Source organism: Streptomyces sp. NPDC102279 (assembly GCF_044766365.1).
Lineage (GTDB): Bacteria > Actinomycetota > Actinomycetes > Streptomycetales > Streptomycetaceae > Streptomyces.
Genome location: NZ_JBIWLU010000001.1, coordinates 525,441 through 541,848 on the forward strand (window position 1 = coordinate 525,441; position 16,408 = coordinate 541,848).

General features: G+C 71.3%; 12 protein-coding genes. 6 read left to right on the forward strand and 6 right to left on the reverse strand.

All coding sequences use genetic code 11. The annotated features are described in order from the left end of the window. Positions 1-65 precede the first annotated feature (65 nt). Complete coding sequence (locus ACIRQH_RS02255; protein WP_404223724.1) at positions 66-662, forward strand: TetR/AcrR family transcriptional regulator; 597 nt, start codon at positions 66-68, stop codon at positions 660-662. A 109-nt stretch (positions 663-771) separates the two neighbouring features. Here the strand turns inward: ACIRQH_RS02255 and ACIRQH_RS02260 are convergent, their stop codons facing one another. After that, entirely contained in the window at positions 772-2,430 is a 1,659-nt protein-coding gene (locus tag ACIRQH_RS02260; protein WP_358817428.1) for a sigma-70 family RNA polymerase sigma factor, read from the reverse strand. Positions 2,431-2,895: 465 nt separating this feature from the next. Between ACIRQH_RS02260 and ACIRQH_RS02265 the strand changes: the two genes are divergently transcribed. Beyond that, a complete protein-coding gene (locus ACIRQH_RS02265) occupies positions 2,896-4,311 on the forward strand; it encodes a DEAD/DEAH box helicase (RefSeq protein ID WP_404223727.1) in 1,416 nt (471 codons plus the stop codon). A gap of 106 nt (positions 4,312-4,417) precedes the next feature. Here the strand turns inward: ACIRQH_RS02265 and metG are convergent, their stop codons facing one another. Further along, entirely contained in the window at positions 4,418-5,941 is a 1,524-nt protein-coding gene (gene metG / locus ACIRQH_RS02270; RefSeq protein WP_404223729.1) for a methionine--tRNA ligase, read from the reverse strand. 472 nt (positions 5,942-6,413) lie between these two features. On the opposite strand from metG, the gene ACIRQH_RS02275 reads away from it, so the two are divergent. Continuing rightward, positions 6,414-8,777: a discoidin domain-containing protein gene (locus ACIRQH_RS02275; protein WP_404223731.1), complete on the forward strand. Its 2,364-nt coding sequence runs from the start codon at positions 6,414-6,416 to the stop codon at positions 8,775-8,777. 83 nt (positions 8,778-8,860) lie between these two features. On the opposite strand, the gene ACIRQH_RS02280 is transcribed toward ACIRQH_RS02275, so the two are convergent. After that, positions 8,861-9,880, reverse strand: coding sequence for an aldo/keto reductase (locus ACIRQH_RS02280; protein ID WP_404223733.1), 1,020 nt, complete (start codon positions 9,878-9,880; stop codon positions 8,861-8,863). Between the two features lie 184 nt (positions 9,881-10,064). Between ACIRQH_RS02280 and ACIRQH_RS02285 the strand changes: the two genes are divergently transcribed. Next, positions 10,065-10,655 (forward strand): TetR/AcrR family transcriptional regulator, encoded by a 591-nt coding sequence (locus tag ACIRQH_RS02285; protein WP_358817433.1) that lies wholly within the window; start codon positions 10,065-10,067, stop codon positions 10,653-10,655. Positions 10,656-10,743: 88 nt separating this feature from the next. Here ACIRQH_RS02285 and ACIRQH_RS02290 read toward each other — a convergent pair whose 3' ends face one another. Beyond that, a complete protein-coding gene (locus tag ACIRQH_RS02290; protein WP_404223736.1) occupies positions 10,744-11,397 on the reverse strand; it encodes a TetR/AcrR family transcriptional regulator in 654 nt (217 codons plus the stop codon). Positions 11,398-11,471: 74 nt separating this feature from the next. On the opposite strand from ACIRQH_RS02290, the gene ACIRQH_RS02295 reads away from it, so the two are divergent. Next, positions 11,472-12,239 carry an MBL fold metallo-hydrolase gene (locus ACIRQH_RS02295; RefSeq protein WP_388865479.1) on the forward strand — a complete coding sequence of 256 codons (768 nt, stop codon included), beginning with the start codon at positions 11,472-11,474 and terminating at the stop codon, positions 12,237-12,239. 73 nt (positions 12,240-12,312) lie between these two features. On the opposite strand, the gene ACIRQH_RS02300 is transcribed toward ACIRQH_RS02295, so the two are convergent. Beyond that, positions 12,313-13,089, reverse strand: a complete 777-nt coding sequence (locus ACIRQH_RS02300) for a polysaccharide lyase family 7 protein (protein WP_404223738.1) — start codon at positions 13,087-13,089, stop codon at positions 12,313-12,315. A gap of 502 nt (positions 13,090-13,591) precedes the next feature. On the opposite strand from ACIRQH_RS02300, the gene ACIRQH_RS02305 reads away from it, so the two are divergent. Then, the gene (locus ACIRQH_RS02305) at positions 13,592-14,053 is read left to right on the forward strand and encodes an SRPBCC family protein (RefSeq protein ID WP_404223740.1); all 462 of its coding nucleotides are present in this window, start codon (positions 13,592-13,594) and stop codon (positions 14,051-14,053) included. An 8-nt stretch (positions 14,054-14,061) separates the two neighbouring features. Here the strand turns inward: ACIRQH_RS02305 and helR are convergent, their stop codons facing one another. Further along, a complete protein-coding gene (gene helR / locus ACIRQH_RS02310; RefSeq protein ID WP_404223742.1) occupies positions 14,062-16,218 on the reverse strand; it encodes an RNA polymerase recycling motor ATPase HelR in 2,157 nt (718 codons plus the stop codon). Positions 16,219-16,408 lie beyond the last annotated feature (190 nt).

Sequence of the window (16,408 nt, forward strand, 5' to 3'; positions counted from 1 at the left end):
TCAACAGTATTTAACCAGACATACGGAAACTGTCAGGTCTCCTCCTCAGATCTCCGGGAATCTTGATGCCACGCCCCCCTGACCAGGCAAAACGGCGAGACCTCCTGGACCGGGTCCGGGACTACGTGGTGGGCAACGGCCTGGCCGATCTCTCCCTACGCCCCCTCGCCAAGGCCCTGGGCACCAGTGACCGCATGCTGCTCTACTACTTCGGGACGAAGGAGCGGATGGTCGCCGAAGCCCTCGCGCTCGACGAGCGAAGGCCGCTCCGGCAGGCCCGTGAGTTGCTCGCGGGCGCGGGCTCTCCCGGCGACCCGGCCAGGGTCCGGCGCTTCATGGAGGCGATCTGGCGGCGGTTCGCCAGGCCCGATCTGCGCGCCGCGCTCCCCCTGTATCTGGAGATCATGGCCGCCAGCCTGCTCCACTCGGACCGGTACGGCGCCGTCATGCGCGACGTGCTCGCCGAGTGGACCGACCTGCTCTCCCGCGCCTTCCGCGACCACGGCATGACCGAGGCGCGGGCCGGGGCGGAGGCCGACCTCCTGGTGGACGCGTGCCTCGGCCTGCTCATCGCTCCGCTGGCCGACGACGACTGGGACCGGGCCGACGCGGCCTTCCACGCCCTACTCGACCGCCTCGAACCCGCCTGGCGCGTCCCCTGACGCGAGCGCACGCGGCCACGGCCGGCGCACGGAGGCAGCCTCCCCGGCCGGGATCGGCGCGGTCACCGGCCGGGACACGTCGTACGGGGACACGGAGGGACACGGAGCGTCACATCTTGGCGCCGAAGTCCTGCGTCCACCACGGGCCGCCCGCGCCCTTGTGCACGCCGACGCCGATGTTCTTGAACGAGCAGTTCAGGATGTTCGCTCGGTGACCGGGGCTGTTCATCCACGAGTCCATCACCGATTCCGGGGTCTGCTGGCCCCGGGCGATGTTCTCTCCGTACGTGGACCAGCGGTAGCCCGCGGCGGTGATGCGCTCGCCGGGGTCCTCGCCGTCGGGGTTGCTGTGGTCGAAGAAGTCACGGGCGGCCATGTCCTCGGAGTGGTCCAGCGCCGCTTCCTCCAGGTCCGCGTTCTCCGTGAGCGGGCCGCAGCCGGCAGCGGCGCGTTCCTTGTTCACCAGCGCGACCACCTGGGCCACGGTGCCCGACGGGGCCGCCTGGGCCCGGGGTGTGGCGGAGGCCTGCCGGGTCGTGGGCGCAGCGGACGTCGAGGCGGGTGCGCTCGGCTCCGCGTGACGGGGGGCCTTGGACGCCTTCGGCTTCGCCGGCTTCGAAGCGGAGGGCGACGGGGACGTGGACGGCGACGCCGACGCGGAGGGTGAGGCCGAGATGCCGTCGGCGCCCGGCGCCGAGAGGTCCATGACGGGGTCGCCCGCGGTCCGCGCCGCCGTGGCTCCCTCGTTCGACGTCCCGGAGTCGATCGCGAAGTACCAGAGTCCCCCGCCCGCCACGCACGCGGCGACGACGGCGCCGCCGACCGCCCGGCGCCTCACGCGACGGCGCCGGCGCGCTTCCAGGCGTGACGCCGATCCGCCACGGGGGGCCCGGTGCCCGGCGCCCCCTGCATGCGAGTCGCCGCGGCCTGCGGCGTCCCGCAGCCGTGACGCCGATCCGGCGGCGACCATCCCGTCCGGGCCGGGCCGCAGCGCCGCGAGCAGTCCGGGTGACGCCGCGATCAAGGCCAGGCCGGCCAGCAGTCCCTCGGCGGGCATCAGCCCGTTCCACAGCCCCGAGCAGCGGACGCAGCCGCGCGCGTGCCGGGCTATTCGCTTGCGCCACAGCGCCGAGGGCCGGCCGTTCCACGAGCCGAGCAGACCGTGCAGCTCCGAACAGGGCGGCTGCGCGTCGAGGGCCCGCACGACCACACGTGCCGTCTCCAGCTGTGCCTTCATGCGCTGCACCTGCACCGCCGCGTGCTGCGGGGACAGCTCCAGCGCATCGGCGACCTCGGCGCGGGTCAGTTCCCCGGCGCACTCCAGCCACCACAGGGAGAGCGCCGCACGGTCGTCGGGTTCCAGCCAGCGCGTGGCGAGCGCGGTCTCCCGGCGCTGACCGGACAGCTGGAGCTGCCACATGGTCAGGTCCACGAAGTCGGCGCCCGGGTCCGCGAGGTGCTCGGCCTCCTCGACGGCGCCCGGGGCGAGCTGCCGGTCCTGCCAGTGCGCGCGCACCTGGTTCATGGCGATCGCCACGAGCCAGGAGCGGAAGTTCTCCGGAGTGCGCAGCCCGTCGAGGCCGTCCAGGGCGCGGAGCATGGTGTTCTGCACGACGTCGTCCACGTCGACCGAGCCGTTCAGCGCGCGTCCGACGACGTTGTAGACCAACGGGAGATAGGCCCCGACCAGGGCGTCCTGGGCCTCCGAGTCGCCCGCTCGGGCGGCAGTGACCAGTGCCGCCGGGTCCACCCCGTGCTGTCTCCTCATGAAAACTTCCCTGTCCTCGACTCCGAACGATGCTGCCGTCACATGGGAGACCGCCCCCAGAGCCCCGGATAACAGTTCTTCGGGGACTCGTTCCGGCAGACACTCGCCGCCTCGGCCCACCGCCCGCAATGGAGAAGGTCACATCCGGCCGCCTCATCGAGAACGGGCGGGTGGGTATGGCGCCCTTGCCCGGATTGCACCATGGGCCGGCGCCGCTCGGCGTCCGCTGCGCCGCCGTTCGGCGGACATGAGAGGCGGGCGTTCGGGCGACCGTCCCGTCCACGAGCAGGGCTGCGCCCGAGGGCACGGGCCGGACGGGCAGTCCGATGTCCCGCGCCCGACCGGCCCGGGAAGCGCCGGGTCGTCCGCTGGTAAAATGGGGTTCACGCTTCGACGTCGCCGGGGCCCGTACCCAGGGGTACGGGCCCCGGAGTGTTTCGGGCGTCGGACTGAGGAAGGTTCCCCATGAACGCGAAGCCTCCGGCTTCTGGACGGCACCGCACCGGCGAGCAGCGGCCGGTGGCAGCGCCGCAGAGCGAGGTCGCGATGCCGCAGACGGTCACCCCCGGTCTGCCGCCGGTCACGTCCTTCGACGAGCTCGGACTGCCGCCGGAGCTGCTGACGACGCTGACCGGCCTCGGGGTGACGGAGCCCTTCCCGGTCCAGTCCGTGACCCTGCCGAACGCGCTCGCCGGGCGGGACGTACTCGGCCGGGCGCGCACCGGTTCCGGCAAGACGCTGGCCTTCGGGCTGGCCCTGCTCGCCCGGACCGCGGGACGGCGGGCGGAGTCCAAGCAGCCGCTGGCGCTGGTGCTGGTGCCCACGCGGGAACTCGCGCAGCAGGTGAGCGACGCCCTCGCACCGTACGCGCAGGCGCTGGACCTGCGCCTGACGACCGTGGTCGGTGGCCTGTCCATCAACCGGCAGACGGCAGCGCTCCGCACCGGCGTCGAGGTGCTCGTCGCGACACCGGGCCGTCTCGCGGACCTCGTCTCACGCCGGGACTGCTACCTCAACCAGGTGCGGATCGCGGTGCTGGACGAGGCCGACCAGATGTGCGACCTGGGGTTCCTGCCACAGGTCTCGGCGATCCTGGACCAGGTGCACCCGGACGGGCAGCGTCTGCTGTTCTCGGCCACCCTCGACCGCAATGTCGACCAACTCGTCCGCGAGCACCTGCACGACCCCGTTCTCGCCTCCGTCGACAAGATGGCGGCCTCGGTCACCACGATGGAACACCACGTGCTGAACATCCACGGCGCCGACAGGTACGCGACGGCGACCGAGATCGCCGCGCGGGACGGCCGGGTGCTGATGTTCCTGGACACCAAGACCGCCGTGGACCAGTTCACCCGTCACCTGCGGGTCAGCGGCATCCGGGCATCCGCCCTGCACAGCGGGAAGTCGCAGCCGCAACGCACGCACACGCTCGGCCAGTTCAAGGACGGTGAGATCACCGTCCTGGTCGCCACCAACGTCGCGGCACGGGGCATCCACATCGACGACCTGGACCTCGTGGTCAATGTCGACCCTCCTGCCGACGCCAAGGACTACCTGCACCGGGGTGGGCGCACCGCCCGTGCCGGTGAGTCCGGGCGGGTGGTCACCCTGGTCGCGCAGAGCCAGCGCCGCGACGTGAACCGGATGATGTCCGACGCCGGGATCCGGCCCAAGGTCACGCAGGTCCGGTCGGGAGAGGCGGCGCTGTCCGAGATCACCGGCGCGAAGCGTCCGCCGACTCCGCCGAAGGCCACCGGCAACGAGCCGTTCCGCGGCATGGGCACCCGGCCGGGACGCCCGGCGAAGGAGACCCGTAAGGCCGCCGACGCCCGGAAGGCGGCGGAGGCCCGCGCGGCGGCCCGAGTGCGCAAGGGCCGCTGACGCGCGTTCCGCGGCGCTCCCGTCGCGGAACACACAGCGCACCAGCCGGGCAGGTCCGGGCGCCGAAGGTGGAGTCGCCCTTCGGCACCGTGCGGTTCGCGCCGGACTACCCGCCCTCGCGGAGCTGGGTGAAGAGCGGTGACGCGGGCGGGAGCGTCCCGTTCGCGCTGGGTCCGACCTGTTCGGAGATCCGTGCGGCGGCACCGGGGACGAACGGCGCGAGTTCGTCGGCGAGCAGACGGCACGCCGACACCAGCGCGGCGAGGACGTCGTCCAGGCGCCCGCCCGCCGCACCGTCTCCACACCCTTCGGCACGCGCCAGTTCCCACGGGCGCGTGGTGTCGACGCAGCGGTTGGCGGCTTCCACGATCTCCCAGGCGGCGCGCACGGCCCGACGGAAGTCGTAGTCCTCCAGGGCGGCGTCGATCCGGCCGGGGACTCTTCGGCACACGTCTTCCAGGGGTGCCACCGCGGGCTCGACGCCGCTGGGGGCCGGGACCCTTCCGGCACGGTAGCGGTGGACCATGGTCACGACACGATGGACGAGGTTGCCCAGCCCGCCGGCGAAGTCCGCGTCGGCACGGGCGGTCAGGCGTTCCGGGGTGAAGTCGGCGTCTCCGACGCGGGGCACGTCCCGCAGCAGCCACCAGCGGACGGCGTCGGTGCCGTACGCGTCGGTGAGCGCGACCGGGTCGACGGTGTCCGGTCCGGATTTACTGATCTTGCGGCCGCCGACCGTGAGGTAGTCGTGGACCAGGATGTCCGTGGGCAGCGGCAGTCCGGCCGACAGCAGGATCGCCGGCCAGTGGACGGCGTGGAAGCGCACGACGCCCTTGCCCACCAGGTGGACGCGGCGTCCGTCGCCCGCCCACCACCGCTCGTACGCGGCCTCGCCGGTGCCGTATCCGAGGCTGGTGACGTAGTTGCCGAGCGCGTCCCACCAGACGTAGACGACCTGGCCGGGGTCGTCGGGCACGGGGATGCCCCAGCCACGGGCGCGGACCTGGGAACGGGAGACGGAGAAGTCGTGCAGGCCGCTCTCGATCAGGGCGAGGACCTCGTTGCGCCGGACGGCGGGTTCGACGCGCAGGACTCCGTCCGAGATCAGTTCGTGGAGTCGCTCGGCGTGGCGCGAGAGACGGAAGAACCAGTTCTCCTCGGCGACGAGTTGGGGCTCGGTGCCGTGCTCGGCGCAGCGGCCCTCAACCAGTTCGCCGGGGGTGTAGAACTGCTCGCAGCCGACGCAGTACAAGCCCTCGTACTCCCTGCGGTACAGGTCGCCCGCGGCGGCGCAGCGGCGCCACAGCCGTTCCACCCCGGCCCGGTGGCGGGGGTCGCTGCTGGTACGGATGAAGTCGTCCAGGGTGAGGTCGAGCGGGCCGCGCAGGGCGGCGAACGCGTCGGCGTTGCGGTCGACCAGCACCTGCACGTCGAGGCCCTCGGCCTCGGCGGCGAGGACGTTCTTGAGGGAGTTGTCGTCGGTGCCGCCGAGGAGGCGGACCTCGCTCCCCCTTCGGCGCCAGTGGCGGGCCAGTGTGTCCGCCTGGACGAGTTCCAGGGCGAAGCCCAGGTGGGGGCTGGAGTTGACGTACGGGATGGTCGTCGTGACGTAGTGGCGTGATGCGGTCATCGGTCCTCCTACCGGGGTGGGACCGATCCGCAGCGCACGTCGGGGCCCCGTCCCGGGGCCTCGGAATGCGGTACGCGTCCGTGCTCAGCAGCCCCGTGTGCGGGGCATCATCCGGTGCTGGAGCGAGGGCGTGATCATGTCGGCGATGCTAACAACAAGGGCTGAGCACGGGCATGCGATTTTTCGGCTCCCGCCGGGAGGAGACGAGCACGGGGCTTCCCCGTCCGCCCGCGGCCGCGCCGTGCGGTCGACGGGTGGGGACCCGGTCACGGGGCGCCTCGGTCCGCGGCGCCGCGTCGGTCGTGGCGCCCCTCCGGCGCTCTCCGATCGCCGGCTCACGAGGCCCCATCGCACGTCCGTCGATTATTTGCGGCGCTCTGTATCAATCTTGCGCACGTTCATAGACTTCCCTTGCCGTCGCTTCTAGCCTTCTTGCGTCCGCTCACCCCACGAGCCCTGAGGACGCACGCCTGTGAATTCATCCCCCAATGGCAGACCCCTGCGCCGAGGACTGGCGGCGACCGTGTCGCTGGCACTCGCCGCAGCCGGCACGGTCGTGGCCGTGGCACTCGCACCCAACGCCGTCGCAGCAGGAGTGCCGGCCCCTTCCCCTGTCGGCATATCCGGCCGCGGCGCAACCGTCCCGTTCAAGGAACAGGAGGCCGAATACGCCGCCACCAACGGCACTCTGATCGGACCGGACCGGCTCTACGGCCACCTCCCCTCCGAGGCGTCAGGCCGGCAGGCGGTGACGCTGGACGCGACGGGCGAGTACGTCGAGTTCACGCTGACCGCGCCGGCCAACGCGATGTCCTTCCGCTACTCGCTGCCCGACAACTCCGCGGGCACCGGACGTGACGCCAGCCTCGACCTGAAGGTCAACGGCACACAGCTCAAGAGCATCCCGGTGACCTCCAAGTACAGCTGGTACTACGGCGGTTATCCGTTCAACAACAATCCGGGCGACACCAACCCCCACCACTTCTACGACGAGACCCGCACCCTGCTCGGCTCGACGCTGCCGGCCGGCACGAAGGTGCGCCTGCAGGTGTCGTCCACCAGCGACTCCCCGACGTTCACCATCGACCTCGCCGACTTCGAGCAGGTGGGCGCGGCCATCGGCAAGCCGTCCGGAGCGCTGGACGTCGTCGGCGACTTCGGGGCCGACCCGACCGGCGCGGCCGACTCGACCGCCAAGATCCAGGCGGCCGTCGACGCGGGCAAGGCGCAGGGCAAGACCGTCTACATCCCCCAGGGCACCTTCCAGGTGCGCGACCACATCGTCGTCGACCAGGTGACGCTCGCCGGCGCCGGTCCCTGGTACAGCGTCCTGACCGGCCGTGACCCGGTGAACCGGTCGAAGGCGGTGGGCGTCTACGGCAAGTACGCCAACCAGGGCGGCAGCAAGAACGTCACGCTCAAGGACTTCGCCATCCTCGGGGACATCCGCGAGCGCGTCGACGACGACCAGGTGAACGCCATCGGTGGCGCGATGTCCAACTCCACGGTCGACAACGTGTGGATGCAGCACACCAAGTGCGGGGCCTGGATGGACGGCCCGATGGACAACTTCACCATCAAGAACAGCCGCATCCTGGACCAGACCGCGGACGGCGTGAACTTCCACATGGGTGTCACGAACTCCACGGTCACCAACACGTTCGTGCGGAACACGGGTGACGACGGTCTGGCGATGTGGGCGGAGAGCGTCCCGAACGTCAAGAACAAGTTCACCTTCAACACGGTGATCCTGCCGATCCTCGCCAACAACATCGTCACGTACGGCGGCAAGGACATCACCATCTCCGACAACGTGATGGCGGATACCATCACCAACGGCGGCGGCCTGCACGTCGCCAACCGCTATCCGGGCGTCAACTCCGGCCAGGGAACGGCCGTCTCGGGGACCACCACGGCTGCCCGCAACACCCTGATCCGGACCGGCAACAACGACTACAACTGGCAGTTCGGTGTCGGCGCGGTCTGGTTCAGCGGGCTCAACGAAGCCCTGGACGCGACGATCAACATCACGGACAGCGAGATCCTCGACAGTTCCTACGCCGCCATCATGAACATCGAGGGGGCGACGAAGGGGCTGCACTTCGAGAACGTTCGGATCGACGGGGCGGGCACCTACGCCCTGCAGATCCAGGCGACGGGCACGGCCTCCTTCACCAACGTCACGGCCACGCACATCGCCCAGTCCAACCCGATCCACAACTGCGTCGGTTCCGGCTTCGTGATCACGCGCGGCGCCGGCAACAGCGGCTGGTACGCGGACCCGCCGGCCTGCACCGGCAACTGGCCGGCCCCGCAGTGGACCAACGGCGGTGTACCCGGCGGGGGCACCACGCCGCCGACCGACCCGCCCACCGATCCTCCGACGGACCCGCCGACCGACCCGCCCACGGACCCGACCGTGAACCTCGCCAAGAACCGGCCGGTCACCGAGACGAGTCACACCGACGTCTATCCCGCCTCCAAGGCCGTGGACGGCAACGCGGACACTTACTGGGAGAGCGCCAACAACGCCTTCCCGCAGTCCGTCACCGTCGACCTCGGCGCCGCCAAGGCCGTCAAGCGCGTCGTGCTCAAGCTGCCCCCGGCGACCGCGTGGGCCACGCGCACCGAGACGCTGAGCGTGCTCGGCAGCACCGACAACTCCGCGTTCAGCACGCTGAAGTCGTCGGCGGGATACACGTTCAACCCGTCGAGCGGCAACACCGTGACCATCAACCTGACCGGCACTGCGACCCGCTACCTCCGGCTGACCTTCACCGGCAACACCGGCTGGCCGGCGGGGCAACTGTCCGAACTGGAGGCCTACACCGGCTGACGGCCCCCTTCCGCCCATCGATTCCTGGCGACCCCGCTCCCGACCTGACCCGGGGCGGGGTCGCCAGGCCACTTCCCAGGGCGTCAGCGACGGCGCAGCGCCGCGTCGAGCAGCGCGGGCGGGGTGTCGAACTTCTCGTGCGCCGCGAGGTCGGTCCCCGGGGCCACGATCGCGTCGATCGCGTCGAGCACGTCCGCGGAGAGCACGGTGTCCGCGGCGGCGAGCTGCGCGTGCAGGTGGTCCGGCGTACGGGGGCCGATGAGCGCACTCGTCACGGCGGGATGCGCGGTGACGAAGCCCAGCGCGAGCTGGATCAGGGTCAGGCCCGCCTCGTCGGCGACCTTCGCGAGCCGTTCCACGGCGTCGAGGCGCGCCTGGTTGGAGGGGACGGAGAGGTCGAAGCGCTGCGGCATGAACGCCGAGCGGCTGGTGGCGATCTCCCGGCCCGCACGGACCGCGCCCGACAGCCAGCCCGAGGCCAGCGGGCTCCACACCAGCACGCCGAGACCGTACTCCTCGGTGACGGGCAGGACGTGGGCCTCGACACCGCGTTGCAGGATCGAGTAACTGGGCTGCTCGGTGACGTAACGGCTCAGGTGGTGTTCACGGGCGGCCCACTGCGCCTGAACGACACGGTGCGCGGGGAAGGTCGAGGAGCCGAAGTACCTGATCTTCCCGACGCGTTGCAGGTCCGTCAGCGCCGACAGCGTCTCCTCGTCGGCGGTCTCCGGGTCCCATCGGTGGATCTGATAGAGGTCGACGTGGTCGACGCCGAGCCGGCGCAGGCTGTTGTCCAACTCGGTGATCAGCCAACGGCGTGAACTGCCACGGTGGTTGGGCTCGTCCCCCATGGGCAGGCCGGCCTTCGTGGCGAGCACGATGTCGTCCCGACGGCCGGCGATGGCCTTGCCGACCATCTCCTCCGATTCGCCGTCCCCGTACATGTCGGCCGTGTCGACGAGGTTGATCCCGCCTTCCAGGGCGGCGTCGACGATGGCGGTGGCCTCGTCCTGCGTGGTGCGTCCGATGCGGCCGAAGTTCATCGCGCCGAGCGCGAGTGAGCTGACCTGTACACCGGTACGGCCCAAGGTGCGGTACTGCATGACCTGACTCCTCGATCGCTGTGAAGCGTGTGTCACTGCGTGGCTTGGTCGACGGGCCGCGGTCTGCCATCATGAGCAAACGGAACCCCGTCCCGTTTGACGATACGGAACAGTGTCCCGTTTATCAACCTCGATCCGGAACGATGTCCCGTTCCGCTATTCGGCAGTGGAGGGAACGGCGCGGATGAACGACAGCGACGAGAGCGCGGCGCGGGCGCCCCGGGCCAAGCGTGCCGACGCCCGGCGGAACCAGGAGTCCCTGCTCGACGCGGCCGCGGCGATCTTCGCGGAGGCCGGCGTGGAGGCGCCCGTACGCGATGTCGCCGCACGGGCCGGTGTCGGGACGGCGACGATCTACCGGCACTTCCCCACGCGGGCGGACCTGATCATCGCCGTCTACCGGCACCAGGTCGAGGCGTGCGCCGAGGCGGGACCGGCCCTTCTGGCCGGCGGCACGTCCCCGCACGCGGCACTGGCGCAGTGGATCGACCTCTTCGTCGACTTCCTCGTCACCAAGCACGGCCTCGCGGCCGTCCTCCAGCCCGACAACACGGCCTTCGACGGGCTGCACACCTACTTCCTCGACCGTCTCCTGCCCGTGTGCACCCAACTCCTCGACGCGGCCGCGGAATCCGGCGAGATCCGACCGGACGTGAAGGCCTACGAGCTGATGCGCGGCGTCGGGAACCTGTGCATCGGCGCGGGCAGCGACCCGCGCTACGACGCGCGACGACTGGTCGCCCTCCTGATCGCGGGCCTGCGCCGACCCGAGTGAACCGCCGCAGGGTATGGCCGAAGGCCCCACGACGCCGGGGCGCCGGGCCGGGCGCCGCGCAGGGCTGAAGCGGGCCCGGCGCCCACGCTCAGTCGTGCCCGGGTGACGGCTCCAGGAGCGTGGCGGCGAGCAGGGCGGCGAGCCAGCCCTCGTAGGCCTCGGCGGACCAGCCACGCTCCGCGGTGAGCCGGGTGAAGGGGCCCGGTCCGGTCAGGGTCCAGACGGAGTCCGCGAGGTGGGCCCGGTCGGCCCCTGAGCGCACGACACCTGCTTCGGCGAGGTGGGCGACGAAGGCGGTGACGCCGGTCAGGCGTTCGCGTTCGCCGGCCTCCAGTACCTCCCCCACCGCGGGCCCGGCCTGCACGAGCAGCGCGAACAACGCGGCCAGCCGCTCGTGGACCCCGCGGACGAACGCCGCGTAGAGCCGGAGTTTGGCGTGCGGGTCGCCCGTCGCCCACACCTCCTGGAGCTGGGGGCGCTCTGCCACGGCCAGGGGATCGTCGTCACCGGCCAGGGTGACGTCCCAGAGGGCCTTGACCAGTCCGGGCTTGCCGCCGAACGCCTTGTACACGGTTTCGACGGAGACGCCCGCGCGGTCCGCGACGGCACGCAGCGTCGTCGCCTGATATCCGTCCCGGAACACCAACTCCCGGCAGGCAGAGAGGACTTGGGCACGGCTCCGGCGCGCGGCATCACGCCGGCGTCCGCCGTCGTAGGCCCGCCGGGTTGGGTCGCTCGCCATCGGACGCACTCCTCCTTATTCCGTTACAGTTGACTGTACCGAAATAGTTCCGCCGCTCGCCACCGGAGGACCGCATGCCCCGTCCCACCGCCCAGCAGGTCGCGCCGGGCGTCCACCGGCTCGGCGACCACGTCGTCAACTTCTACGTCGTCGAGGAGCCCGGCGGCCTCGTCCTCATCGACGCGGGGCTCCCCGCGCACCTGGCGGGACTGCGCGACCACCTGGCTCTCGCGGGTCACTCCCCCGCCGGGATCCGTGCCGTGCTCCTGACCCATGGCCACCCCGACCACACCGGCCTCGCCCGGACCGTCCAGCAGGCCGGCGCCGACGTCTGGGTGCACGAGAGGGACGCCGCCATCCTGCGCGACGGGCCGCGCAGCGCGCTGCGCCACGCCAGACCGGAGCGCTCCGCGGTCCCCTACCTGCTGCGCAGGCCCGGCGCGCTCGGCACCCCCGTGCACCTCGCCCGCACGGGCGCCTTCACCGCTCCCGCCGTTCCCGACGTGCTCGTCTTCGACACCGACCGACGGCTGGAGGAGGTTCCCGGCGCCCCCCTCGCGGTCGCCCTGCCGGGGCACACTCCGGGCAGCGCGGGCTACTTCTTCCCGGAGCGAGGCCTGCTCTTCACGGGCGACGCCCTGGTCACCCACGACGGCCTGACCGGCCACACCGGACCCACGCTGGTGTGCCGCGGCTTCACGCACGACAGCCGCGCCGCACTGGCCGCCCTGGACCGCATCGACGAGCTGGGGGCGACGGTCATGCTGCCCGGGCACGGTGCCCCGATCACCGGCGACCTCCGCACGGTCACCGCGCAGGCACGGCGGGCCGGCATCCGCTGAACGGCGACCAGGACGGGCCCCGTGACGGCGTCGAGGTCGCCACAGAGCCGCGTCCAGAGGGCGGGGTGACGCGTCAGCCGTGCGAGACGGTCAGACCGTAGAAGCCGACCCGCGCACCCTTCGTCGTGCTGTCGGAGGACGACTGGTTGTAGGAGCCCGCCTTGAAGTACTGCTTGTACGGGAAGAACGACGACGGTATCGGGTAGTGCGTCGTACTGCCGTTGACGGTGAGGTCGATGGTGTTCCCGCCGGACACGGCGATGGTGTAGGTCCACGTCTTGCCGACCGACACGTGCCCCACCGTGTGGGTCGTCTGGCCGCCCGACGGGGAGTTCTCGGTGCCGACGACGATGTCGCCGCTGGAGCGGTAGTAGAGCTCCACCAGCGGCTTCGTGGACGAGCCTCCCGAGCCGAGGTGGATCTGGCCGACGCACACGTTGGACGTCACCGACACCACCCTCAGCGTCGCGCTCAGCCGGTGACTGCCGCTGAGCGACCAGTCCGCCGCGCTGCCGCTGCGGTTCATCTCCCGCAGCTCGGAGCGCGCGTAGTTGGAGTTCGGCGTGGTGACGCCCTTCTCCGGCGCCCAGAACGTCATCGCACCGTCGCGCGTGTCGGTGTAGAAGTACGAGTCCTGGAAGCCGCTCGCTCCCTGCAGCCGGGACGAGGAGATCGTCGTCGGCGAGCCCGGCGAGCCCACCGGCTCCTGCAACTGCCAGACGGACAGGTCGAAGTTGCCGCCGGGCGCGACCTTCGGGTCGGCCGCGCCCGCGCTGGACGTGCCGAGCACGGTCACCGCGGTGACGAAACCGGCGACGGTCACCGTCGCGAGAATCCTGGAACGGGTCATGTTGACGTCCTTCGTCGATCGTCGGGAGGAGAGAGCGGTGCGGTGGATCGGCCCACAGGGGCGGCCCGTTGTCACTGCGGCCGCCGAAAGGGAGCGCCCGGCATCCGACAGCGGCGGCGCCACGGCAAGTCCGCTGCCTGCGGCGGACGTTCGGGTATGTGGTTGCCTCTTCAAGATGACGATCACGGCCTTTCGTCTGGTCGTGCCGAACAGACGGTGGGGGAAGGCATCGTTCACGTAGATGAACTTTAAGTTCACCTGTGAACTACGCGTGTCGCGACGTTAAAGGTCTGAACCACAGCCGTCAAGAGGGTGCGCCGCCGCGGCCCGTACGGAGGACCCGTCAGCGCCGCCCTCGCGCCGGACGTCCAACGCCCCTACGACGACGGGGTGTTGCTCGGACCGGGCGATGGGCTCCGGGGAAACGGCGGCCCCGGACGCGCGGCGCACGACACCACGGCCTGCCGCGCCTCCCCGGGCTCTCCTCTGTAGCCTGGATCGCGTGTACACGACGCGAATGACGGGGCGCGTGAACGCCCCACGAGCTGCCGTCTACCGGGCCCTTCTGGATGCGGACGCGGTCGCGCGGTGGCGGGCACCGCACGACATGCGAGCCGAGGTGCACGTCTTCGACGCCCGCGAGGGCGGCGCGTTCCGGGTGTCGCTCACGTACGACGCACCGGACGCCACAGGCAAGTCGGCGGGGCGCACCGACACCTATCACGGCCGTTTCGCTCAACTCGTCCCCGACAAACGGGTGGTGGAGGTGCTCGAGTTCGAGACGGCGGATCCCGCGCTGGGTGGCGAGATGGTCATCACCACGCAACTGACCGAGGCGGACGGCGGCACCGAGGTCGTCATCGTGCACGAAGGGGTGCCGGACGCGGTGCCGGCCGCGGACAACGAGGCCGGGACGCGTATGGCGCTGGACAACCTGGCACGGCTGGTCGAGTCCGGGTACTGACCGACCGGTCACGGACGCGTGAGAACCACGAGTTGCCGGGTGGCCCGGGTCATCGCGACGTACCGGTCGACGGCTCCCTCGACGCCCTCGCCGAACGTCTCCGCGTCGACGAGCACGACCAGGTCGAACTCGAGCCCCTTCGACAGCTCCGGGGTGAGCGAGCGGACGCGGGCCGTCGGCCGGAACGTGGGGTCGCCGATGACGCAGGCGACTCCCTCGTCGTGCGCGGCGAGCCACCTGCCGAGGATCGTGTCCCTCTCACCGACGGATCCGTGGACGACGGGGATGCCGCTGTCGCGCACGGAGGTCGGCACGTTGGCGTCCGGGAGCACCGCGCGGATGACCGGCTCGGCCTCCGCCATCACCTCCTCCGGCGTGCGGTAGTTGATGCTCAGGGAGGCCACCTCGACCCGGTCGAGCCCGATCCGTGCGAGACGTTCCCGCCACGACTCGGTGAATCCGTGCCTCGCCTGAGCCCGGTCCCCGACGATGGTGAAGCTCCGCGAGGGACAGCGGAGCAGCAGCATCTGCCATTCCGCGTCGGTCAGTTCCTGGGCCTCGTCCACGACGATGTGCGCGAACGGGCCCGCGAGGGGTTCCGGGTCGGCGCCGGGCAGCGCGGCCTCGTCGATCAGGGTCTCCTGCAGGTCCCGTCCGCGCAGCATCCCCATCGCGCCCTCGCTCTCGTCGATCACGACGTTCTGGAGCAGGCTGTCGATGACGTCGGCCCGGCGCGCGCGTTCGGCGGCGACGGAGGCTTCGCGGCGCTGCCTGCGGACGGAGGCCTCGGGGTCGCCGAGCCGTTGACGCGCCGCGTCCAGGAGAGGCAGGTCGGACGCCGTCCAGGCGTGGGCGTCCGCGCGCTGCAGCTTCCGTACGTCGTCGGGTCCGAGCCAGGGAGCGCACATTCGCAGGTAGGCGGGCACGGACCAGAGGTCTCCGACGAGGTCGGCGGGCTCGACGATCGGCCAGGCGCGGTGGAGGGCGCCCACCAGTTCCTCGTCGTGCCGCAGCGCCCCGCGGAACAGGTCGGGCGCGACGTCGTCGTCGTGCTTGTCGAGCAGGATCGTGAGAAGTTCCTCCCAGATCTGGTCGCGCGCCTCGTTGTGCGGCGTGCCCGGTCCGGGTGCCTCGAACGCCTCGGCCCAGTCGTCGGCGCTCAGCCGGACGTCGGCCCAGGGCGTCGAGACCGTCATGCCCCGGGTGGGCGGTGTCTCGTAGAACCGGGCGGCCTTCTCGATCGCCTTCACCATGTCGGCGGAGGACTTCAGGAGGGCGACGTCCGGATTTGGCTCGGCCGTCGCGGCGGCGCCCTCCGGGACCAGGTCGCGCAGGGTGCAGATCTGCACGCCCTCCTCGCCGAGGCTCGGGAGGACGTCGGCGACGTAGGCCAGGTAGGGCTGGTGCGGGCCGACGAACAGGACACCGCCGCGGCGGTTCCGGCCGAGCCGGGGGTCCGCGTAGAGGAGGTAGGCGGAGCGGTGCAGCGCGACGACGGTCTTTCCCGTGCCCGGACCGCCGTCGACGACGAGCGCGCCGCGTGATCCGGCGCGGATGATGGCGTCCTGGTCCGCCTGGATGGTGGCGAGCACGTCCCGCATCCGGTCCGACCGGTTGGCGCCGAGGCCGGCGATGAAGGCGGACTGGTCGTCGAGCGCCGCGTGCCGGTCCAGGCCGTCGGCGGCGAACACCTCGTCCCAGTAGTCGCTGATCCGGCCGCGCGTCCAGCGGTACCGGCGACGGCTCGTCAGCCCCATCGGGTTGGCGTGGGTGGCCGCGAAGAACGGCGCCGCCGCCGGTGAGCGCCAGTCTGTGAGCAGTCGGCGGCCCGTGCTGTCGGTGAGGCCGAGGCGTCCGATGTACAGAGGCCCGGTGTCGTCCGGACCGACGGTGTGCCCGAGGCACAGGTCGATACCGAAGCGCCGCAGGGCGCGCAGCCGGCCGGTCAGCCGGTGGATCTCGGCATCCCGCTCCATCGCCTCCCGGCCGATGCCGCCGGGCTCCCTCCGCAGCGCGTCGAGACGGTCGGACAGTTCGTGGATCGCCTGATCAAGGCTCTCCGCGACGGCCGCGAAGTGCCGCTCGTCGGCTGCGATCAGCGCCGGGTCGGCCTTGGGGGCGAGGTGCTCGGGCAGAGCGAACGCGCTGGTGGTCAAGGGGGTCATCACATCAGCTCCGTTCCTGGGCGACCGCGCCAGGCCCGAGCGGTCGCGCGCACGGCGACACCCCGGTCGCGACGGCGTCGCACAGGGCTGCACGCGGCGCGCATTCCGTCCCGGGTGCGGCGCCGTCGCACCGCTCGTCCACCAACTCATCCGAACGCACTGAGCGAATCTCCGTTTCCGCAGGTCCCTG

Excerpts from the sequence above, each read along its gene's own strand:
- ACIRQH_RS02255 (WP_404223724.1), top strand. The coding sequence starts at position 66 with ATGCCACGCCCCCCTGACCAGGCAAAACGGCGAGACCTCCTGGACCGG.
- ACIRQH_RS02260 (WP_358817428.1), bottom strand. The coding sequence starts at position 2,430 with ATGAGGAGACAGCACGGGGTGGACCCGGCGGCACTGGTCACTGCCGCC.
- ACIRQH_RS02265 (WP_404223727.1), top strand. The coding sequence starts at position 2,896 with ATGAACGCGAAGCCTCCGGCTTCTGGACGGCACCGCACCGGCGAGCAG.
- metG (WP_404223729.1), bottom strand. The coding sequence starts at position 5,941 with ATGACCGCATCACGCCACTACGTCACGACGACCATCCCGTACGTCAAC.
- ACIRQH_RS02280 (WP_404223733.1), bottom strand. The coding sequence starts at position 9,880 with ATGCAGTACCGCACCTTGGGCCGTACCGGTGTACAGGTCAGCTCACTC.
- ACIRQH_RS02285 (WP_358817433.1), top strand. The coding sequence starts at position 10,065 with ATGAACGACAGCGACGAGAGCGCGGCGCGGGCGCCCCGGGCCAAGCGT.
- ACIRQH_RS02290 (WP_404223736.1), bottom strand. The coding sequence starts at position 11,397 with ATGGCGAGCGACCCAACCCGGCGGGCCTACGACGGCGGACGCCGGCGT.
- ACIRQH_RS02295 (WP_388865479.1), top strand. The coding sequence starts at position 11,472 with ATGCCCCGTCCCACCGCCCAGCAGGTCGCGCCGGGCGTCCACCGGCTC.
- ACIRQH_RS02300 (WP_404223738.1), bottom strand. The coding sequence starts at position 13,089 with ATGACCCGTTCCAGGATTCTCGCGACGGTGACCGTCGCCGGTTTCGTC.
- helR (WP_404223742.1), bottom strand. The coding sequence starts at position 16,218 with ATGACCCCCTTGACCACCAGCGCGTTCGCTCTGCCCGAGCACCTCGCC.